The organism is Paenibacillus sp. AD87, from assembly GCF_001659845.1.
In the GTDB taxonomy this organism is placed as follows: domain Bacteria; phylum Bacillota; class Bacilli; order Paenibacillales; family Paenibacillaceae; genus Paenibacillus; species Paenibacillus marchantiae.
In genome coordinates, this window is the sequence record NZ_LXQN01000019.1 from 931,253 (window position 1) to 953,537 (window position 22,285).

The following is a 22,285-nucleotide window of genomic DNA, read 5'->3' on the forward strand; positions in this document are numbered from 1 at the left end:
AAGATATAGGCAGAGGTAATGTAATATGACGCTGCAAGGATAGATCTGTAACAAGAGAACGGCCAGGTGGCCGTTCTCTTGTTGAGTAAGGAAATCAGTGATATCTACCGATAATTAGACATGTTGAAAACGTAAAATCAGGTCTATACTGATAGAAAAGTTGAAATTGGTTAAAAGGTTTATAGAAAAGCATTTGGAAGTCATGTACTCGGGAGCCGAGCCAAAGGCAATGGCGACCCTCGCGAGCAAGGCGAAGCAGTGAGCGCCCTCTCGTGGTAGAGCGGCCGTCCAAGAGACCGGCGATCGGCCGGGATCTTGGACGAAGCTGCGGGCACACGACAACCTTCACATAGCAAGACCCGACCATTCACCATGCACCGCCTTGTTTCGGGTGTCCAGAGGGCTGCGCCCTCTGGGGCCCTCCCTTGGAAGGGAGGGTTTGGGAGGGATCGAAAAGCCTTTAAAAAAGGTTGGAATTTCAACATTGAAAGGATGAATACCATTGGCGAGCGAGAACATTGTCATCAAAGGCGCGCGAGCGCATAACCTCAAAAACATTGATATCACCATCCCGCGTGACCGTTTTGTTGTATTGACCGGTCTGAGTGGCTCAGGCAAGTCCTCGCTGGCTTTTGATACGATATATGCCGAAGGACAGCGACGCTACGTTGAATCATTATCGGCTTATGCACGGCAGTTTCTGGGACAGATGGAGAAACCGGATGTGGATTCCATCGAAGGTTTGTCTCCGGCGATTTCAATAGATCAGAAAACAACAAGTCGCAACCCACGTTCCACCGTTGGAACTGTGACCGAAATTTATGACTACCTGCGTCTGTTATTTGCACGTGTGGGGCATCCTCATTGTCCGGATCATGGCGTGGAAATTAGCTCCCAGACCGTAGAACAAATGGTTGACCGCATAATGCAATATCCTGAGCGGACCCGGTTGCAGATTCTGGCACCGATTGTCTCGGGACGCAAGGGTGAACACAAAAGCATATTTGCCGATGTGTCCAAGCAGGGCTTCGTTCGTGTACGGGTGAACGGTGAATTACGTGATTTGTCGGAAGATATTCAATTGGAAAAGAACAAAAAGCATACGATTGAAGTCGTCGTTGACCGGATCGTAATTAAGGAAGATGTGCAATCACGTTTGGCCGATTCTATTGAGACTGCACTTAATCTGTCCGGTGGACAGCTGTTGGTAGATATTATGGGTGAGGAAGAACTGCGCTTCAGTTCCAACTTTGCCTGCCCGGTGTGCGGATTCAGTATTGAAGAGCTAGCGCCGCGCATGTTTTCGTTCAATAGCCCATTTGGAGCCTGCCCGGATTGTGATGGGCTAGGTGTCAAAATGATTGTTGACCCGGACCTGTTGGTACCGGATCGCAGCAAAACAATTGAAGAGGGTGCGTTTGATGCCTGGACAGGTGGTACATCCACCTATTATCCGCAGTTCCTCAAATCGGTATGCGAACACTTTAATATTCCGCAAAACGTACCTGTAGAAGATCTGCCTGCTGAACAAATGAACAAGCTGTTGCAGGGTACAGGTACGGAGAAAATTCGTTTCCGGTACGAGAATGATTTTGGACAACGGAAAGAAGCACTGGTTACCTTTGAAGGTATTGTGAATAATCTGGAGCGTCGTTACCGTGACACAGCATCCGAAGGTATCCGTGAATTCATTGAAGGTTATATGAGTGCCAAGCCTTGTGGAACATGTAAAGGACAGCGACTGAAACGTGAAAGCCTTGCTGTTACGATTAACGATCACAACATGGCGTATGTGACAAGTTTGTCCATTGGAGAAGCTGGTCGTTTCTTCGATTCGCTGCAATTGAGTGAGAAAGAAGCAATAATCGCCAAACTTATTTTAAAAGAAATCAACAGCCGTCTCGGCTTCTTAGTAAACGTAGGACTGGATTACCTGACGCTGAGCCGTGCTGCAGGAACGTTGTCCGGTGGTGAAGCCCAGCGGATCAGACTGGCGACACAGATTGGTTCCAGCCTGATGGGTGTGCTGTATATTCTGGATGAGCCGAGTATCGGCCTGCATCAACGGGATAACGATCGTCTGATCTCTACACTCGCTCACATGCGGGATATCGGTAACACACTGATCGTGGTTGAACATGATGAGGATACGATGATGGCTGCCGATTATATTATCGATATTGGTCCGGGGGCAGGTATCCACGGTGGTACCATCATGTCGCAGGGTACACCGGAAGAAATCATGAATGACGAGAACTCGTTAACGGGTCAATATCTGAGTGGGCGCAAGTTTATTCCGGTACGTACCGAACGCCGTAGTGTCGGGGATCGCTGGCTGGAAGTGCGTGGAGCGAAGGAAAATAACCTGAAAAACCTGAATGTAAAAATTCCAGTGGGTGTATTTACCGCAGTAACGGGTGTATCCGGCTCGGGTAAATCTACGCTAATTAATGAGATTTTGTATAAAACGCTAGCTCGTGATTTGAACCGTGCACGGGTTCGCCCTGGTCAGCACAAAGAGATTCGGGGTCTGGAACATATCGATAAAGTCATTGATATTGATCAGTCGCCAATCGGACGGACACCACGCTCTAACCCGGCTACGTATACAGGCGTCTTTGATGACATCCGTGATCTGTTTGCACAGACCAATGAAGCCAAAGTGCGCGGATACAAAAAAGGCCGTTTCAGTTTCAATATTAAAGGTGGACGTTGTGAAGCCTGTCGCGGGGACGGCATTATCAAGATCGAGATGCACTTCCTGCCGGATGTTTATGTTCCTTGCGAGGTCTGCAAAGGCAAACGATATAATCGTGAAACCCTTGAAGTCAAATACAAAAATAGAAATATTGCAGATGTGCTGGAAATGACGGTAGAGGATGCAACGCAGTTCTTCGAGAACATTCCGAAAATTCATCGCAAAATGCAAACCTTGCTCGACGTGGGGTTGGGCTACATTAACTTGGGACAGCCTGCAACAACGTTGTCCGGCGGTGAAGCACAACGCGTGAAGCTCGCTTCCGAGCTGTATCGTCGCAGTACGGGTAAAACGATCTATATTCTGGATGAGCCAACAACTGGTCTTCATGTCGATGATATTGATCGTCTGCTGAACGTCCTGCACCGTCTGGTGGACTCCGGTGAATCGGTACTGGTTATCGAGCATAACCTGGATGTTATCAAAACAGCCGATTATATCGTTGATCTGGGTCCAGAAGGTGGAAGCGGTGGCGGAACTATTGTTGCGACAGGTACGCCTGAGGATATTATTAAAGTGGAAGCTTCTTATACCGGTAAGTACTTGAAGCCAGTATTGGAGCGGGATACGGAACGAAGCAAGATGTTACAATTGACGGAGTAAGTGCTCCAGTTTACAGCTTGTTTCTGAATATCTAACCCTTCTTTTCATGAAGTAGGTGGCATCGATGTATGATCTGATGTCCTCTTCTTCCGAGGAGAAGGGTTTTCTGATATTTTGCGGTTGTGCCAAATCTTAATATGACATCGGTGAAAGTGTTTACATATGCGGTAAAGCAAGCATTCCATCAATCTACTGCCAAACTGGATTTTTTTCATTTTTCTGGATGATAGGGCTTGCATTACAAGCAGGGTACAGATAACATAGAGGAAGATATTAGGGTATGCGTTTAGCTGTTCAACTATGGTGAGGAGGTCTGTCTATCCATGCTGTTTGCAGAAGCTGCCGCGGCGAGTACTTCGAATTTTAATGCGTTTGATATTTTTGTCATCTTATTTACGATCCTGATTTTAATTGGAGTTGTCCGCCTGGTTCGCGCACCGAAGAAGAATTTGTTTGCTATCGGATTTGCAGTGGTCAGTCTGCTGGTATTCCTTTTGACGGACTATGCCATGATTACCGGTTGGTTTGGTTCGTAGAGACACCGCTGAACTTATTTGAAAACAGCAAGTAGAAGAACAGACAAACACTTTCCAGGGAGTTAAGGAGGGTGTTTTTTTGTATTTTGCTGAGTGGTTCGGATAATAAGGTCTTCTCTATTGAAATTAGGTCTTAAAGAGATTGTACAGGAATAATTTGTATGTTAAATTTGAGGATACCGGTATTGCAGATAATAGAGAAAGAGATTCAGTGATGAATCATATGGTTCGGTTGCATAACGGAGGATATATAGAGAGGGTTAGGTGAGAGAATGAGAGTGTTGGGGAAAAAGGGCGTAGCCATACTGATGGCTGCTGTACTCTCGATCAGTGTTGCAGCAACGGCTGGAGCAGCGGAGTCTTCATCAAGTATGCAAGCCAAAGTGGTAAATGGACAGGTATATGTTAATTCAAAGGATTTAGTCAAAGTGCTCGGAGGAACTGGGCAATATGACGCCAAATCTGGAACGTATCAGTATAAGGGCAGTGAAGCTGTTCCGAAAGTAATTGAAAAAGTATCTCCGTCTGTTGTCGGTATCATCGGCAAATCTACCGAATTACAGGATGGCGTCACATCGGATCGCTATAACCTGGCTCATGGCACTGGCGTGATCATCCGCTCCAACGGCTGGATTGTGACGAATGCCCATGTGGTTGATGGATTAATCAATCCGTTGGTCGTGACGACTGATGGCAATACATATAAAATCACCAAAACATACAGTGATCCGTTAAGCGATATCGCTCTAATCAAAATTAATGCTAAATCTCTTAAACCGGCGACCTTCGCCAAAGCTTCCCAAACAACCGTTGGAGAAACCGTCATTGCCATCGGTACACCGATCTCCTTCTCTTTGCGTAACTCGGCGACAGTGGGCGTAATCAGTGGTCTTAATCGGGGAGTGGAGGCCACCTATCGGTTGATTCAAACAGATACGGCCATTAACCCGGGCAACAGCGGCGGACCGCTGGTCAACCTCAAAGGTGAAGTTGTCGGTATTAACTCTATGAAATTTTCAGCAGTGGGTATCGAGAGTATGGGATTTTCAATTCCAGTAGATACCGTTCAATATATTATCAATCAGTTCTTTGAATACGGAAAAATCAAGCGTGCAAGCCTTGGCCTGCAACTGGAAGAGAGCTGGTCAGCGATTGTGGGCCTGCCTACAGACGATCCTTTGACGATTACGGGGGTGCTGTCAGCTCAAGCGAAGAAAGCCAAAATTAAAGAGGGGGATGTGTTATACAGTGTGGCAGGCACACGTGTGTCCTCTGTGGTGGATATCAATGAGTTGCTCAAAAAGTATGTGCCAGGACAGAAAGTCAAACTGTTAATGCAAACGGACGGCGATATTGTCACTCGTACGGTGGTCCTTGCTGATCGAGCGGATATCCAAGACGATGAAGATGAGCAGTTCCCTGTAGATGAAGATCAATAAAGTCCGGCGAGCAATCCGGATCCAGAGAGGACGAATGAACGGCATGAAAAAATCATTTTTACGTGTGCTAAGCACAGGTATGTTAGCCGGGATGCTGAGCATTGGAGCGGCATTGCCTGCGTGGGCATCCGATCTTATAACAAGTGAGCTGCGGATCACAGCGGGTAGTACGAGCGCTTATATCAACGGCAGCAAGCAGGCAATCGCCAAACCATATATGTTCAAAGGGGTTACGATGGTTCCTGTCGGTGTATTCAAGAAGGCTTTTGGCAGCGAGATCCGACTGGAGAAGAATGATGTGGTAAAAGTTAAGGAAGGTCCGCATACTGTCACCTTAAAAATTGGCAGTTCGATTGCCTGGGTGGATGGAGTCAAAAAAGAGATGGGCGCAGCCCCAAAAATGGTTAATGGCGTGCTTATGGTACCACTCCGCCCGGTAGCTGCGGGGATTGGCGCTACACTTGCTCCAAGCAGTTCAGGAGAAATGGTCATTCGATTATTGCAAACGGACGAATCGACGGATGAGGACGAGGGCGGCATTAATCTGGACGAAGGCAAAACGAGAATTGGTAACAGTTATTACGGCTGGTCCATTAATTACCCATCCGACCTCATGATTCTGCAAACGGGTGAGCAGGAGCGCATGATGACATTTGGCGCGGAGGACAGCAGTTATTATCTTGAAGTGTATGTGAGTGACCAGGATGTGAATTTGGATTCGGATGATTTGTTACAGCAGCTTGTTCAGGAAGCAAAAGAGAGCGGAGATACGGTGCTCGATCGGGAATCGATTGCCAAAGGGAAAACACCTTATGCCCGGATTGTGGTTAAAGATGCGGACGGGGTGTTATGGGAAATGCGCCAATATATCCATGATGGTCGCCAATATGACGTATACCTCGCGGATTATGGAGCACTGAATTACAAGGATCTGGGCAAACGTGCAGCACTGCTCAATTCATTCCAGCCTACTTATGTTCAGTCGGATCGTACAATTAAGGATCTTTCAACCGTGGATGAGGGAATGCGCTCTACCTGGAATGACGATTATGGCATTGAACTGAAGATTCCAGCAGGCTGGTCCATGGACAATACCCAGATGATATACGAAGCCAAGGATGGTGCATATCTGCAACTGCGTGTTACATCTGCACCGAAGGGTGCGACGATCAAAGAGTGGAGCGGCCAACTGGACAAATGGATGCGTGAGACGTTCACGCCGGAAAGTTATGAACCGATAGGTTCGTATACGATGGATGTATCAGGCGAAACTGCTGAGGTGAATGAGTTCCGTTATAACTTTGGCGATGGATGGCAGACAGAGTTCGATGTTCTTTTGCAAAAAAACGGCTATCGTTACTATGCTGAGTATACGTTCCCTGAGGAGCAGACGAAGGACCGTGAATGGTTTAAGAGTATCATGAAGAGTGTTGAGATTGATTTTGATACCGTATCTGATAATTTCGGACAGCTGGATGAAGACCCGTATTTGACGGATAAAACAAAAGCCGTGACACGAACGTCCAAACGTTATCATTACAGTGTTGATATTCCGCGTTACTGGACGCCGTACAATGATCGATTTGAGTATTCTCCCGTCGTGTATACCTTCACAGGAGGTCAATTCTCCATTGCCGCGAGTGAGGACAAATCCATTGAAATGACGGTCAGTCAACTTAGAGAGGCGTATGCGGAAGCAACCAAAACGCGTAAAAACTTCAAATTGCTTAGCAGTGAGGAGTTGACGTTTGCGGGTGTACCTGCATTTTCCTTCATCTATCATGAAGTGGACAATGGTGTGCCGTATACCGGACGTCAGATTGTGTTTGAACAGAACGGAACGACATATACCATTACGAGCGGGCTGAATGACGCCAACAAGACAGAAGTGCAGGCAGCAGCGCTGGAAAAAGCCGTGAACTCATTTACTTTTATCAAATAATACGAAATACTGAAATAAATAAATGTATGTTGCCGGAGGGTCGAGAGACCTTCCGGTTTTTCGTATATGCATGTTGAGTGAGATGGAAATGAAAATGATAAACGGTTTTTTCAGGAAAGCGTAGAAGAGTCGTTGCAGAAGTGGTACACTATACTAGTTCAGGAGTTATGACTGCTGTTCTGAAAAATAAGAATGACTGTAGGCTTGGGAATCAGGCAATACAGACATAATGTATAGATATAGCGATACAGTGACAATGCAGGCGTATGGAATCAAGGAACAGGATTAGCGTACAGGGTATTAGGGATGAAATCCGGCTATGCCGGTTATGGGGAGGATACACATGAAAACAGCAACAATACGAAGAGAAGACGTTGAGCTTCTGGCACCCGCAGGTGACTGGGACTGTATGCGTTCAGCGGTAGCCAACGGCGCGGATGCGATTTTCTTCGGAGTCGAAAAATTTAATGCACGGGCACGCGCGAACAATTTCCGTATGGACGAGCTACCGGAGATTATGGCGTTTTTGCACAGTTATGGCGTAAAAGGTTTTTTGACCTTTAATATATTGATTTTTGAAAATGAATTGACGGATGCCAAAGAACTGATCGACGCTTGTGTCGATGCAGGTGTGGACGCCGTGATTGTACAGGACTTGGGTCTGGTCAAAATGATTCGCGAGATCTCGCCGGACTTCCCGATTCACGGTTCAACCCAAATGACGATTACGTCACCGGAAGCAGTGGAGTTTACGAAGCCGTTTGATATGGAACGTGTCGTGCTTGGACGGGAGAACAACCTGAAGCAGATTCAGAAGATCGGAGAACAGGCGAAGTTGCCGATGGAAGTATTTGTTCACGGTGCATTGTGTGTGTCTTATTCCGGGCAATGTCTGACTTCTGAAATGTGGGGTGGACGCTCCGCCAACCGTGGGGAATGTGCACAGGCTTGTCGTCTGCCGTACGACCTGATGGTAGATGGCGAGCATAAACCAATGGGCGATGTGGCGTATCTGCTGTCTCCGAAAGATCTGGCTGCGATTGACTTGATGCCGGAACTGATCGAAGCAGGCGTAACTTCATTCAAAATCGAAGGACGTCTCAAAACGCCGGAATACGTGGCCAACGTGGTTAGTAAATACCGCAAAGCGATCGACCGTTACTTTGATGGAGATAATACTCCTCCAAGTAAGGAAGAAGTTCGTGAATTGCAGCAGAGCTTCTCTCGTGGATTCACACACGGTTTCCTGGACGGAACGAATAATAAACAGCTGGTTGACGGTACGTTCCCGAAAAGCCGTGGCGTCTATCTGGGTCGTGTAGACCAAGTATTGCGTGATGGTGTCGTCCTGAAGCTTGATGCACCAGTGAAACGTGGAGACGGAATTGTATTTGATGCCGGAGATCCGACGAAGAAGGAAGAGGGCGGGCGTGTCTACGATGTACGTCGCAAAGGCGTGAAGCTTGAAGGCGAAGCAGAGGAAGGCTGGATCGTGGACGTTGTACCAGGCCGTAGTGACGTGGACCTGCGCCGCGTGAAAGTTGGCGACAAAGTATGGAAAACGAATGATCCAGCGCTGGACAAACGTCTGCGTCAGAGCTTTGAAATCGAGAAGCCTTATCGTATCTTCCCGGTAAACGTAAAAGTTATCGGCAGCCCAGGGCAGCCGCTTAGCACATGGTGGACGGACGTGCAGAAGGGCACGACGGTCCGTGTTAATTCCGAGATGGAACTGGATATTGCCCAGAAGCGTCCAATGACACACGAACTGCTCGAAGAGCAATTCGGACGTCTGGGCGGCACTGTGTTCCAGCTGGAAGAATTGGACGTCAACTTGCACGGTGACGTCATCATCCCGATGCGCGAGTTGAATAACATTCGCCGTCAGGCGGTGGAACAACTCGCGGGCGAGCGCCCTAAACCGCCCGTCTACGTGAAACGGGCGGTGGAAGTCTACGGCGATGCGGTTAAACCAGCAGCGCCAGTCGCTCGCGGTCATGCGGAGCTGACCGCGCTATGCCGCAGCCTGCCACAAGTGGAGGCAGCGCTGGAAGCAGGTGTCGGCATGATCTACGCCGACTTCGAGTTTATCAAGCAGTTCCCGGCAGCGGTGGAAGCTGTTCGTGCCGCAGGCCGCAAGATTGCGTTGGCGACACCACGCATTCATATGCCTGGCGAGAACGGATATCACAACAACATCCTGCGTTTGCAGCCGGATGCTGTGCTTGTACGTAATACGGGTGCATTGTACTTCTACTTGCGCCATCGGATGGAGAACCCGGAAGCGAAGCACCCGGAATTGATCGGTGACTTCTCACTGAACATTGCCAATCACAAAGCAGTGGAACTGTTCCTGGAAGCGGGTTGTGACTGGATTACACCTTCTTATGACCTGAACATTCAGCAAATGGTTGATTTGCTGGGACACTCCCGTACAAGTCAGACGGAAGTCGTTATTCATCAGCATTTGCCGATGTTCCATACTGAGCACTGTGTGTACTGTACGTTTATGAGTGAAGGAACCGATTTTACGAACTGTGGACGTCCATGTGAAGATCACCGGGCTTCCTTGCAAGACCGGATCGGCATGTCTCACCCGGTACGTGTGGACGAAGGTTGTCGTAATACCGTGTATAATGCGGTGGAACAATCCGGTGCAGAATACCTGACCAACTTCATGGATCTGGGTGTATCCCGTTACCGTGTGGAATTCTTGGAAGAGTCACCGGAGCAGGTACGCGAGGTAATTGATCTGTATAACCGTGCTCTGCGTGGCGAGATCAGTGGTACACAAGTTTGGAAAACGCTGAAAGCAACAAACCAGCTTGGCGTAACGCGTGGTCAACTGGTGAAATAGATCGAAACCGGAACAAACAGCAACAGGCATGAAGTATGAAGCAACCCCAATCTCTGCTTTACGGAGCTCTTGGGGTTTTTTCTATAAAAGAGACTTGAACTACACCTATACTAAATTCGTATGTGGTATCTTGTTTGTCAGAGAAATATAGGAGGCGAAGAACCGTGGCGCCATTCACGATGATGGATATCAAATTGCTGTGCGGGGTCACGGCTTTCAAACGGGGAGAAGCGTATAACCAATCTGGGAGGGTGACCAATCTGGTTGCCAGTCAGGATGAACGTCATTACGAAGCTGTGGTTCGAGGTACAGAACGATACAAAGTAACGGTTGATCTGGATGATGCAGGTGAGGTTGTTGCCGGATGCAGTTGTCCGGGCGATGGGAGATATTATGACTATTGCAAACATGTGGCTGCCGTTTTGCTGGCGATTCATGAATGGGGAGAACAGCGTGACACGGGCTCTCAAACATCCTCGAAGCTGGTGTCTAAACCTGATCGTGGCTCCAGTTCCAGAGTAGGAACGCTGGTGGAGGAGAATGAGTGGGAGCGTCCAAACTCCATTTCAAATACCGACTCAGTAATGAATGTGGGATCTCATTCAACTTCATCTGCTCAGGCCTTTGCAGCCGAGCCATTGTCTTCCGAATCCAAGCTTGATGACTATTCGGATATGGATCGTCCGTCCGTACATTTCGCTCAAGCGGGTCGACCAAGCTCGGCTCCTGGATGGGGTAGATCAGCAGATAAACCTTCCTACCGCACAGCAGATCAGATTCTTTCCATGTTTGCCAAAGAACGCAGCCCCCTGCAATCAAATGATCGTAAATACACTGCGCCTGTAACCCGGTCTTCATTGCGGGAGGAGCTGCAGCTCCAATTTATATGCAAGCTTGTTCAAGTTCACAAAGGCGGAGCCAAACTCGCGCTTGAACTGAAAGTAGGAAATAAACGCCTGTATGTCGTTCAGAAAGTGAAGCAATTCCTGAATTGCATTGAGAATGGTGAGCCGATGTCGTTTACCAAGCTATTTTTCTACGACCCTTCAATGCATTATTTTCGGCCACAGGATCAGGCGATCTTGTCTATGCTTATTCGGATGATGCAGAGTGAGGAAGCTTACCGCGAATCCATCTCCGGTTACTTGGGTGCTTCAGACGGAAGAGATATATTGATTGCTCCGCTGGTCTGGAAGCCTCTATTGGATTTGCTGCTGCAGGCAGATAGCCGGATGGAGGGAACAGGGTTAGCCAATGGTCCACTCACTTTGGGTGAAGGGGCACTGCCATTATTTTATCGTATTGCGCAGGGGACTAATGAAGGATATCAGCTTGAGATTTCCGGATTGCGTGAGTTAATTCTTCTTCCAGCCTATGATGCTGCCGTGGTGGAAGGGCAATTGCATATGTTGGAGCCGATGCAGATGCGAAGTCTGGAGGATTTGAGCAGAGCGCTCACTTCTTATGGAATCAAGGAAAGTATCGATATTTCTGCTCAGCAGGTGGATGAATTCGTGCAGCATGTAGTGCCGGAATTGCGTACACTTGGACATCTGTCGATCGACTCCCAGGTGAGAGAACGAATCGCAGAGCCGGAGCTTGCGCCAAAGTTGTATATTGATTTCTACCGGGAACGGATTACTGCGCGTCTGGAGTTTGATTACGGTGTAATGGTGATTAATCCGCTGGCCGAATATTTGATCGATGAGGAAGAGAAAAAGGTGATTTTGGTACGTGACCGTCATGCGGAGCGTAACCTAATCGACCGACTAGATCGCTCTTTCCTGGAACGGGATGGCAGTGTATGGGCAAGTGAAAGAGAAGATGCGGTATACGATGTGATGTATCATTTGCTGCCGGAGCTTGAGAAGCAGGTAGATGTCTATATCCCGAATGCGGTGAAGGCCATGGTGCAATCCTATCCGACACCGCCGAAAGTTCGGGCAGATCTGGGCAAAGGCTTGGATTGGCTGGAGATCTCATTCGAGATGGAAGGTGTAGATGAGCTGGAGCTTCAGGAAATTATGCGCAGCATTGTGGAAAAGAAACCGTATTTCCGCTTGCGCAGCGGTGTGTTTGTCTCTCTCGAAAATGACGGAGCGGACAGCTTTGCACACATGGCGGATTCCCTTGGACTGGCGTCGGGCGATATCAATGGCAGTCATATACGGATGCCAGCAGTTCGAGCCTTGCAGCTTCCTGGCCGAGACGAGGTTTCGGGCCATGTGAAGTGGGGAGGTTCTCTGAAACGTTTCCTGGATGATCTTCGTGATCCCGAGCGGATGGATTTTGCATTACCGGATGCGCTTGCTCCCGTGTTGCGTGATTATCAGGCCAGTGGATATCAGTGGCTGCGTACACTCGCATTTTACCGATTTGGCGGTATCCTGGCAGATGATATGGGACTTGGTAAAACGCTGCAAAGTATTGCCTATATCGCGGCAGAACTGAAAGAAAAGCCGAAACAGCACATAAGCAATCCAGGTGATGTTGATTACACTGTCAATGAGGGAACTTTCGGGAATAACATCCCAGATGAAGTACAGGCCGGACTGTTGGACCAACAAGCTACTCATCCCCCGGTACTCGTCGTTGCACCAGCTTCGTTAACGTACAACTGGGCGAATGAATTTGCCCGATTTGCGCCGCATTTGCGAGTTCTGATTGCGGCTGGGCAGAAAGACGAACGAGCCAGTATGCTCGCAGGCATGGATGACGCAGATGTTATTGTGACGTCCTACCCGCTATTGCGCCGCGATCTGGACACATATCTCGGGAGAACGTTTCATACGCTTATTTTGGATGAAGCCCAGTCTATCAAGAACTCTTCTTCCCAGACAGCCCAAGCGGTTAAACAGATTGAGGCACCACGTCGCTTCGCTCTTACAGGAACACCCGTGGAGAACTCATTGGATGAGCTATGGTCGATCTTTGAAGCGGTTTTCCCGGGCCTATTTCCAAGCTATCGCAGATTCCGGGACCTGCCTCCTGAACGAATCGCGCGAATGGTCCGTCCGTTTATTCTTCGCCGTCTGAAGAAAGATGTGCTGGAGGAATTGCCGGATCGTATTGAAACCGTTCAGCGCTCCGAGCTGAAGGACGAACAGAAGAAACTGTATGCCGCGTACCTGTCTCAGCTTCAGGATGAGACATCCAAGGATATGGAAGAGAACGGCTTTCAGAAGAACCGGATTAAAATACTGGCTGGTATTACACGCCTGCGCCAGTTGTGTTGTCATCCCGCTCTCTTTGTGGAGGGTTATCAAGGGGATTCCGGGAAAATGGAGCAGCTGCTGGAGACGGTCCAGGATTGTCTCGCTGCTGGGAAACGCATTCTCATCTTCTCCCAGTTCGCTAGCATGCTGAATCTGATTCGACAGACGCTCGCTGCACAGGGGAGAGATTTGTTCTACCTGGATGGTCAGACACCTGCACAGAGTCGGGTAGAGATGTGTCGCAGATTCAACGAGGGTGAAGCTGAGCTGTTCCTGATCTCCTTGAAGGCTGGCGGTACCGGATTGAACTTAACAGGTGCAGATACTGTTATTTTATATGACCTTTGGTGGAATCCCGCCGTGGAAGAACAGGCCATCGGACGTGCCCATCGTATGGGGCAGAAACAAGTCGTACAGGTTATCCGCCTCGTTACGGAAGGTACGATTGAAGAGAAGATTCTGGAGCTGCAGCAGCGCAAAAAAGATTTGATTGCCGAAGTCATTGAACCCGGAGATCGAGGATCTACCACCTTATCCGAGCAGGATATCCGGGAGCTGTTGATGGTATAATGAAGTCTAGCCAAATTAGTATTCGAGTTATCTAATATATAATTATTTCTCCACCAGAAGGAGCGGATCTAGCGTGCGTATTCGCAAAGCAATCATTCCAGCGGCCGGGCTCGGTACCCGGTTTCTGCCTGCCACGAAGGCGATGCCTAAGGAAATGCTGCCCATCGTCGATAAGCCGACGATCCAGTACATTATTGAAGAAGCCGTCGCTTCAGGCATTGAGGATATCATTATCGTAACAGGTAAAGGTAAACGGGCCATCGAGGATCATTTTGACTATTCATTCGAGCTGGAGCAGAACCTGGCCGGTAAACAGAAGTGGGATCTGCTGAATGAAGTTCGCAAGCCCTCCGAGATGGCAGACATCCATTATATCCGTCAAAAGGAACCGAAAGGTCTTGGACACGCCATCTGGTGTGCCCGCAAGTTTATCGGAAACGAACCATTTGCCGTGCTACTGGGGGATGACATCGTGGAATCCAATCATCCTTGTCTTCAGCAGATGATCGAAGTCTATGATGAATTGCAATCACCGATCGTAGGTGTGCAGCCTGTTGATTGGAGCGAAGTGTCACGTTACGGGATTGTGGACGGGGAATTGGTATCTCGTACCGAAGATCGTGTGTACCGTGCGCGTCGTTTAATCGAGAAACCGAAGACGGAAGAATCACCTTCCAATTTGGCGATTATGGGACGTTATATTCTGACGCCGGATATCTTCGATATTCTTGGTCAGCAGTCTGTTGGCGTGGGTGGAGAAATCCAATTAACGGATGCCTTGTCCCGTCTGAATGACCAGCGGCAGATTCTAGCCTATCACTTTGACGGCCTGCGTCATGATGTTGGGGAGAAGCTTGGTTTTATTGAAACCACGATTCATTATGCCCTTCAGCGCCCGGATTTGCGGGAGGATTTGTTGAAGTATTTGGAGCATATAGTACAGAACAAATAGAGAAATCGCTATGATCAAGCCCAGCCGAAAGTAAAACACCGGCTGGGTTTTAATTATTTTATGGAACAACGTATTGAAATATCATGATTTAACCAGGCCAATGAACGATCACTTGCCCGATGCTTTACATATACATAGATTAATATGAAGAAATGCTGTTAATAGCAATAACGGAGGGATAACATGAAGGTGATTCCGTTGTTTATGGATGGCGCAGCTATATTGGAACCTAAGGTTTATGGCGATCATCGGGGATATTTCATGGAAAGTTATAATGAGCGTGTTCTGTATGAAAATGGTATACATCATGTGTTTGTTCAGGACAATCAATCCCTGTCCGCCGAAGCTGGAGTTCTTCGCGGACTTCATTACCAGCTTCAGCCCAGAGCACAGACCAAGTTGGTCAGAGTAATATCCGGAGCTATCTATGATGTTATTGTAGATATTCGTACGACTTCACCAACCTTTGGACAGTGGAAAAGTGTCATTCTTAGTGAGTATAATCAGCGGCAGTTGCTTGTCCCCCAAGGTTTCGCTCATGGATTCTGTACACTGGTGCCACATACACAGGTGACATACAAGGTGGATGCATACTATTCGCCTGAACATGACCGGGGTATTTTGTGGAACGATCCAGCGCTCGGAATTGATTGGCCTGTGTCGGATCCCATTCTCTCCGAGAAAGATCAGAAGCACCCTTTACTTCAAGGGGCGGAACTGAATTTTGGCTAACTAAAACAAGCTTCTCGGATCGAACAGTATCTGGGGGCAGAAGGAGAGAGATAACATGAAACTGCTCGTTACTGGAGGGGCTGGATTTATTGGCAGCAACTTTGTGATGTATATGCTTCGTGAGCATCCTGATTATGAAATTGTTAACGTGGATTCCTTAACGTATGCGGGCAACCTTGAGAATTTGCAATCCGTAGAATCGAATTCCCAATATACGTTTATCCGAGCGGATATCACTGACGTTCAGCAGATGGAACAAATTATCTCCCAAGGGATCGATGTAATCGTCAATTTTGCGGCTGAGTCTCATGTGGATCGCAGCATTCTGTCCCCCGATATTTTTGTGCGTACCAATGTACTCGGAACTCAGGTGTTGCTGGATGCGGCGAAGAAATATCAGGTTACCAAATATGTTCAGGTGTCTACGGATGAAGTATATGGCTCACTTGGTCCAACAGGTTTGTTTAGAGAAGACACACCTTTGATGCCGAACAGTCCATACTCTGCCAGTAAAGCAGGTGGGGATTTGCTTGTAAGAGCGTATCATGAAACCTATGGTTTGCCTGTAAACATTACACGTTGTTCGAACAATTATGGACCATTTCAATTTCCAGAGAAACTTATACCGCTTATTATATCTCGTGCATTAAATGATGAGGCTATTCCTGTCTATGGCGATGGGCTTAATATTCGTGATTGGCTCTATGTAGAAGATCACTGTAGTGCTATCGACCTGGTCATTCATAATGGCAAGATTGGAGAGGTATATAACATCGGGGGAAATAATGAACGTACCAATATATATATTGTTGAAAAGATTCTAGAACAACTAGGCAAACCTGCAAGTTTGATTCAATATGTACAGGATCGACTAGGCCACGACCGACGTTATGGGATTGACCCGACCAAATTGCATACTGAGCTTGGCTGGAAGCCCGTGCACAATTTTGAGACAGGAATCAAGGAAACCATCCAGTGGTATCTGAACCATCAGGAATGGTGGACACGAATTCAATCAGGTACGTATCAAGATTATGTAAAACTTCAGTATGGTGATCGAATGGGTGATCCTACAAAATGAAGTATAGAGTGATGGTGACGGGGGCTGCGGGACAGCTCGGATACGATGTTGTAAAGATATTTCGAGCTGGTGGTCATGATGTCATGGCCTGTGACAGGGACCAATTGGACATTACCGATCAACAGCAATGCAGAGAAACCATTAACGCTTTCCAGCCTCACATCATCGTTCATTGTGCTGCCTATACAGCCGTTGATAAGGCCGAGACAGATGAGGATATGGCGTACACAGTCAATGTAACAGGGACTAGAAATATAGCCGTCGCTGCAGAGAAAGTGAAAGCCAAACTGATTTATATTAGTACCGATTACGTATTTGATGGCACGGCAACGAGACCTTATCAGGAATTTGATTTGACGAATCCGCAGACCGTGTATGGCAAGTCAAAGCTTGCCGGAGAGAGACTGGTTGAGAGTCTCTGCACGCGATGGTTTATTATACGAACATCATGGGTGTTTGGAGTACACGGCAGTAATTTTGTCAAAACCATGTTGGAACTTCTAGAAAAGCGTCCCCGACTTCAGGTGGTTCATGATCAACAAGGATCGCCCACATATACTGTGGATTTAGCCAGACTCGTGAGTAACCTTTCATTAACTGAGAAATATGGTATCTACCATGCCTCTAATTCTGGAACATGCACCTGGTATGAATTTGCACAGGCCATTGCAGAAGAAGCATCCAAGCAATCCGGATTCAAACAGAGTGCTGTTCTCGAGCCTTGTACCACCGGGCAATTCCCACGTCCTGCTCCTCGACCTCAATATTCCGTAATGGATCATCTCGCTATTCGTACAAACGGTCTGCCACCCATGAGAGCTTGGCGCGAAGCTTTGATCGCATTTCTGAATGAATTGAGTGTGCAACAAACCGAATAGATGGTGCTTCTTATCCATCCGAAATACTGCATCCCTAGATTTAACAGCCGCCTTCGGGCGGCTTTTTGTTTTACACCTCTCCAATCAGGGTAGTTAGCTATCAAAAAGGAAAAACCGCACATGCTTCGTCATATCATGTTATTCGTACTCTTTTTCTTCCCTACCACCCTGATAAGGATGTGAACGCCATATGAAACGAATTGCCGCCGTCATTACACTACTCATCGTAACCGTGGGCACACTCTTTTTTGCCTATGACAGTCAGAGCGAGGAGCAGCACGATGGGTTTACGGCCTATCGACTGATTGCTCATGCCATGGGCAGTATCCGTGAGCAGCCCTACACCAACGCCTATGAGGCGATGATTGCCAATTATGAGAAGGGCACACGTGTGTTTGAGATTGACTTTATGCTGACCTCGGACCGCAAAGCAGTAGCCAGACATGAATGGACCGCCAACATGAGCAAAATGCTGGGACAGGACGAGGAGTTACCCGAAGACAAACAGGCTGGGGCATTGACACATGATGAATTTATGAATACCCCCATTCTGGGCATGTACCAACCGATGGATGCCGACGGCATTATGGATGTATTGGCCAAGTACCCGGATATGTATATCGTGACCGACACAAAAGAACAGAAGGACGAGGATATTCAGCAGGTGCTGAAATCACTCGTGGACGCAGCCAAGAAACATGACTCTTCAATTCTTAATCGGGTTGTAGTACAGATCTATAACGAGCCGATGCTCGAAACCGTGAAAGAAATCTACGCGTTTCCTTCTATTATCTATACCCTTTATGCTACGCAGGATACTGAAGCCCAGGTGGTTGATTTTGTACAAAAGAATGACATCGATGCCGTAACCATGCCGGAATATAAAGTGAACCAGAATTTCGTTGCCAAGCTGAAGCAGGCAGGAGCCGTCACCTACGTGCATACCATTAATGACACCGATCAGGTAGCAAACTATGAGAAATGGGGCGTGTACGGCGTGTATTCGGATGTTTTGACTGAGCAGGAACTGGATGAGATGAACACACGTTTTGCCTGGAAACCTTGAGTATTAAATGTTGATTCAGAGGTTGCGGTATCCCTACTTGAGACTTTGGATCCAACTCTACTCAAGATATTGATGTTCGAAGTGGCACCAGGCGCTGGCTTAAATTCTGTAGTATCACATCCCTGCCATCTAAAATTACAGGCTTCTCCTGCAATTCCAGGGAAAAGTCTGTGATTTTTTGTTCCCCTTTTTATACGAACATTGACACTCACTCCCTGCTGACTTAGACTTAGTTTACAAGCTTTTTAGGATGCAGAAGAACCTCTGGAGGAATGTTCGTTGATAGACATGATTAAGCAGTGGAGACATGTATTTAAGCTAGACCCGGACCGGGAAATAACGGATGAAGCCCTCGACCTGATCTGCATGTCGGGTAGCGATGCCATTATTGTTGGCGGGTCTTCGGGAATTACCTATGACAACACGGTTGACCTGATGTCCAGAGTACGTCGCTACGAGCTGCCCTGTGTGCTTGAAGTATCCGATCTGGAGGCAGTTGTGCCTGGTTTTGACGGATATCTGATTCCGATGGTGCTGAATGCAACGGATAGCAAATGGATGATCGGACAGCACCAGCAAGCTATCGAACGTTACGGTTATCTGATCCCATGGGATCTGCTTATTGCAGAAGGCTATATTGTCCTCAATGCCGACTCCACTGTTGCCCGAATGACTGGAGCGGATACGGAATTGACGACGGATGCTGCAGTTGCTTACGCCCAGGCTGCGGAACGTCTGCTTAACTTGCCTATCGTATACATGGAGTACAGCGGAACGTTTGGAGATATGGAGTTGGTTGGAGAGACACACAGACAACTCACCAAGGCGCATCTCATCTATGGCGGCGGGATTGATAGTCCGGAGAAAGCTGGACAAGCTGCACAGGTCGCAGACACCGTTGTGGTTGGAAACATTGTGTACAGTGATTTGCACAAGGCGTTGGAGACGGTCCAAGCTGTGAAACAATCCGTTTAATCGGTTTAGTTTACCATTCCCCCAATTTCCCCTCTTGATCTGTTAAAATAGAACTTTGACCTTACTATTATAGAACAGCTTTTATAAGGATTAATTATCTTTTACACTAAAACGGAGAAGGCGGAACCGATCTGGAGAAACGAAGTGTTCGCCTTTATCACCGGATTTTCCCTTTGGAGAAGGGAATCAAAAAAATCTGGGGATAACAGCGATCGAAGGACGGTTCTGCAATCGGAGTCCTAGTGTAACCTCTGAATTAGACTTTATATTTTAACCAATGAAAGGAGCATGCATGCATGCAACCTGTAAATATACATGATGCCGTAGCACGGCTTAACACCCCCCAACGGCAAGCCGTCGAGGCGACGGATGGACCGCTGTTGATTATGGCTGGAGCGGGCAGTGGCAAGACCCGTGTGCTAACACACCGGATTGCCTATCTTATTGCAACGCGAAAAGCACCCCCTTGGGGTATTTTGGCTATTACGTTTACGAACAAAGCGGCACGCGAGATGCAAGACCGGGTATCCCAACTGGTTGGCAGCTCTCAGGGTCGTGACATCTGGGTATCAACGTTTCACTCCATGTGTGTGCGTATTCTGCGCCGTGACATTGAACGCATCGGCTTCACCTCCAATTTCAGCATTTTGGATTCATCTGACCAATTATCTGTCATTCGTAGTTGTATGAAAGACCAGAACATCGACACCAAGAAATTTGAGCCAAAAGCCGTTCAATCGATGATGAGTACCGCGAAGAATGAATTGATCAGTCCGGAGCAATATGAGAAACAGGCTGCTGACTATTTTGAAGGCATTGTGGCGAAAGTGTATAAGATGTACCAAAAACGGCTCAGAGCCAACAACTCGCTCGATTTTGATGATCTCATCATGGCGACTATTCAACTTTTCAAAGAGGTACCGGAAGTTCTCGACTTTTACCAAAAGAAATTCCAGTACATTCACGTGGATGAGTACCAGGATACCAACCGTGCGCAGTACATGCTTTGCCGTATGCTTGCTGATAGTCATCACCGCATTTGCGTCGTAGGGGATAGTGACCAATCAATTTATCGCTGGCGTGGAGCGGATATCAGCAACATCCTGAATTTTGAGAAAGACTACCCTGAAGCCAATACGATTTTGCTCGAGCAAAACTATCGTTCCACTTCGAATATCCTGAATGCAGCGAATGAGGTAATCGGCCTGAATACTGGGCGCAAACCGAAGAAACTGTGGACGGACAAAGAGGGTGGCTCAAAGATCAAGGTGTACCGTGCGGATTCCGAACATGATGAGGGGTATTTTGTAACCTCTGAGATTAGTAAAAATGTGAAGAACGGCAAATCCTATCAGAACCATGCCATTTTGTACCGTACCAACGCCCAGTCCCGGGTTATAGAGGAAATTCTGATCAAGTCTGATATTCCGTATCAGATCGTTGGCGGCATCAAGTTCTATGATCGTAAAGAGATCAAGGACATTCTGGCGTATCTGCGCCTGCTTTCGAACCCCGATGATGACATCAGCCTTACCCGGATTATTAATGTACCAAAACGCAGCATTGGTGATACAACGGTAGCGAAGCTGGCAGCTGCAGCAGGAGAACGGGGGATTTCAATATACCGTGTGCTTCAGGTTGTGGACGATCTCGGTTTTGCCGGTCGAACGCGGAATGCGCTGGTGGAGTTCTATGATATGATCGCCGCGCTGCATCAGATGGTAGAGTATCTGTCTGTGACTGAATTGACCGAGAAGATTCTCGAGATGAGCCAGTACCGACTTGAGATGCAAAATGAAAACACACTCGAATCCCGTGCACGGTTGGAGAACATTGATGAGTTCCTGTCCGTAACTATGGAATTTGAGAAAAATAATGAAGACAAAACGCTCGTTTCGTTCCTCACCGATCTCGCACTGATTGCGGATATCGACAGTATGAACGATGATGAAGAGGATCAGAGTGACGCAGTTACCCTGATGACGATGCACAGTGCCAAAGGTCTGGAATTCCCTGTCGTCTTTATCGTTGGTATGGAGGAAGGAGTTTTCCCACACAGCCGGGCCTTTATGGATAACGAGGAGCTGGAGGAAGAACGCAGACTGGCTTATGTGGGCATTACGCGTGCGGAAGAACAACTCTTCCTGTCTTGCGCGCAAATGAGGACCTTGTTCGGACGCACAACGGCGAACCCGCCTTCGCGCTTCCTGGATGAAATTCCGGATGAGCTAAAAGAAGATACTTCGATGGCTCGTGACCGCTACCGTCGTGGTAACAGCGCAGGTGGATCATATGGTGGCCGTGGACTTGGTGCCAGTGGAGGAAGCAATTTTGGTGGCGGAGCAAGCAAGCTGTTTGATCGTCAGAGCCAAAGCGGTTCTTCCGCTTCGTCAGTTACTTCCTCACGGGTTACCATGAGTACGTCGTCCAGTACATCCAGCACGCCTGCCCCGTCGTCGGCATCTAAACCGGTCGCTGCCGGAGCTGGTTCTGACGGATTCAAAGCCGGAGATAAAGTACAACACGGCAAATGGGGAACAGGTACCATTGTTGGGGTGAAAGGATCGGGTAATGACACAGAGCTTCAGATCGCATTCCCGGCCCCGGTTGGCCTAAAACGTCTGCTTGCAGGCTTTGCCCCAATCACCAAAGTGGAATAGATATTCATGAACGAACTTAGA

13 protein-coding genes are annotated in these 22,285 nt (G+C 47.9%); all 13 read left to right on the plus strand.

The genetic code is table 11. From position 1 onward, the window contains the following. Window positions 1-502 precede the first annotated feature (502 nt). The 13 genes from uvrA (at window position 503) to pcrA (ending at window position 22,264) form a co-directional block, all read left to right on the plus strand. Window positions 503-3,361: an excinuclease ABC subunit UvrA gene (gene uvrA / locus gpAD87_RS27655; protein ID WP_064641963.1), complete on the plus strand. Its 2,859-nt coding sequence runs from the start codon at window positions 503-505 to the stop codon at window positions 3,359-3,361. Window positions 3,362-3,684: 323 nt separating this feature from the next. Next, window positions 3,685-3,897, plus strand: a complete 213-nt coding sequence (locus gpAD87_RS27660) for a hypothetical protein (RefSeq protein ID WP_064641964.1) — start codon at window positions 3,685-3,687, stop codon at window positions 3,895-3,897. A gap of 272 nt (window positions 3,898-4,169) precedes the next feature. After that, window positions 4,170-5,336 (plus strand): S1C family serine protease, encoded by a 1,167-nt coding sequence (locus gpAD87_RS27665; RefSeq protein WP_231952882.1) that lies wholly within the window; start codon window positions 4,170-4,172, stop codon window positions 5,334-5,336. Window positions 5,337-5,379: 43 nt separating this feature from the next. Next, window positions 5,380-7,278: a stalk domain-containing protein gene (locus gpAD87_RS27670; protein ID WP_231952883.1), complete on the plus strand. Its 1,899-nt coding sequence runs from the start codon at window positions 5,380-5,382 to the stop codon at window positions 7,276-7,278. Window positions 7,279-7,621: 343 nt separating this feature from the next. Continuing rightward, entirely contained in the window at window positions 7,622-10,135 is a 2,514-nt protein-coding gene (locus gpAD87_RS27675; protein ID WP_064641966.1) for a U32 family peptidase, read from the plus strand. A gap of 164 nt (window positions 10,136-10,299) precedes the next feature. After that, entirely contained in the window at window positions 10,300-13,920 is a 3,621-nt protein-coding gene (locus gpAD87_RS31630) for a DEAD/DEAH box helicase (RefSeq protein ID WP_082935372.1), read from the plus strand. A gap of 73 nt (window positions 13,921-13,993) precedes the next feature. Then, entirely contained in the window at window positions 13,994-14,872 is an 879-nt protein-coding gene (galU, locus tag gpAD87_RS27685) for a UTP--glucose-1-phosphate uridylyltransferase GalU (protein ID WP_064641967.1), read from the plus strand. A 183-nt stretch (window positions 14,873-15,055) separates the two neighbouring features. Then, on the plus strand, window positions 15,056-15,604 hold the full coding sequence (rfbC, locus tag gpAD87_RS27690; RefSeq protein ID WP_064641968.1) for a dTDP-4-dehydrorhamnose 3,5-epimerase: 549 nt from the start codon (window positions 15,056-15,058) through the stop codon (window positions 15,602-15,604). Between the two features lie 55 nt (window positions 15,605-15,659). Further along, on the plus strand, window positions 15,660-16,685 hold the full coding sequence (rfbB, locus tag gpAD87_RS27695) for a dTDP-glucose 4,6-dehydratase (RefSeq protein ID WP_064641969.1): 1,026 nt from the start codon (window positions 15,660-15,662) through the stop codon (window positions 16,683-16,685). Beyond that, the gene (gene rfbD / locus gpAD87_RS27700; protein WP_064641970.1) at window positions 16,682-17,563 is read left to right on the plus strand and encodes a dTDP-4-dehydrorhamnose reductase; all 882 of its coding nucleotides are present in this window, start codon (window positions 16,682-16,684) and stop codon (window positions 17,561-17,563) included. The genes rfbB and rfbD overlap by 4 nt, the downstream gene beginning before the upstream one ends. 190 nt (window positions 17,564-17,753) lie before the next feature. Further along, window positions 17,754-18,629 (plus strand): phosphatidylinositol-specific phospholipase C/glycerophosphodiester phosphodiesterase family protein, encoded by an 876-nt coding sequence (locus tag gpAD87_RS27705; protein ID WP_063568268.1) that lies wholly within the window; start codon window positions 17,754-17,756, stop codon window positions 18,627-18,629. Window positions 18,630-18,917: 288 nt separating this feature from the next. Continuing rightward, window positions 18,918-19,604 (plus strand): heptaprenylglyceryl phosphate synthase, encoded by a 687-nt coding sequence (locus gpAD87_RS27710; protein WP_371129287.1) that lies wholly within the window; start codon window positions 18,918-18,920, stop codon window positions 19,602-19,604. 296 nt (window positions 19,605-19,900) lie between these two features. Next, window positions 19,901-22,264 (plus strand): DNA helicase PcrA, encoded by a 2,364-nt coding sequence (gene pcrA, locus gpAD87_RS27715; protein WP_064641972.1) that lies wholly within the window; start codon window positions 19,901-19,903, stop codon window positions 22,262-22,264. The last annotated feature ends 21 nt before the right edge of the window (window positions 22,265-22,285 follow it).

Coding starts and splice junctions, on each gene's coding strand:
- gpAD87_RS27670 (WP_231952883.1), top strand. CDS start 5,380: ATGAAAAAATCATTTTTACGTGTGCTAAGCACAGGTATGTTAGCCGGG.
- gpAD87_RS27675 (WP_064641966.1), top strand. CDS start 7,622: ATGAAAACAGCAACAATACGAAGAGAAGACGTTGAGCTTCTGGCACCC.
- rfbD (WP_064641970.1), top strand. CDS start 16,682: ATGAAGTATAGAGTGATGGTGACGGGGGCTGCGGGACAGCTCGGATAC.
- rfbC (WP_064641968.1), top strand. CDS start 15,056: ATGAAGGTGATTCCGTTGTTTATGGATGGCGCAGCTATATTGGAACCT.
- gpAD87_RS27705 (WP_063568268.1), top strand. CDS start 17,754: ATGAAACGAATTGCCGCCGTCATTACACTACTCATCGTAACCGTGGGC.
- gpAD87_RS27710 (WP_371129287.1), top strand. CDS start 18,918: ATGATTAAGCAGTGGAGACATGTATTTAAGCTAGACCCGGACCGGGAA.
- pcrA (WP_064641972.1), top strand. CDS start 19,901: ATGCAACCTGTAAATATACATGATGCCGTAGCACGGCTTAACACCCCC.
- gpAD87_RS27660 (WP_064641964.1), top strand. CDS start 3,685: ATGCTGTTTGCAGAAGCTGCCGCGGCGAGTACTTCGAATTTTAATGCG.
- gpAD87_RS27665 (WP_231952882.1), top strand. CDS start 4,170: ATGAGAGTGTTGGGGAAAAAGGGCGTAGCCATACTGATGGCTGCTGTA.
- rfbB (WP_064641969.1), top strand. CDS start 15,660: ATGAAACTGCTCGTTACTGGAGGGGCTGGATTTATTGGCAGCAACTTT.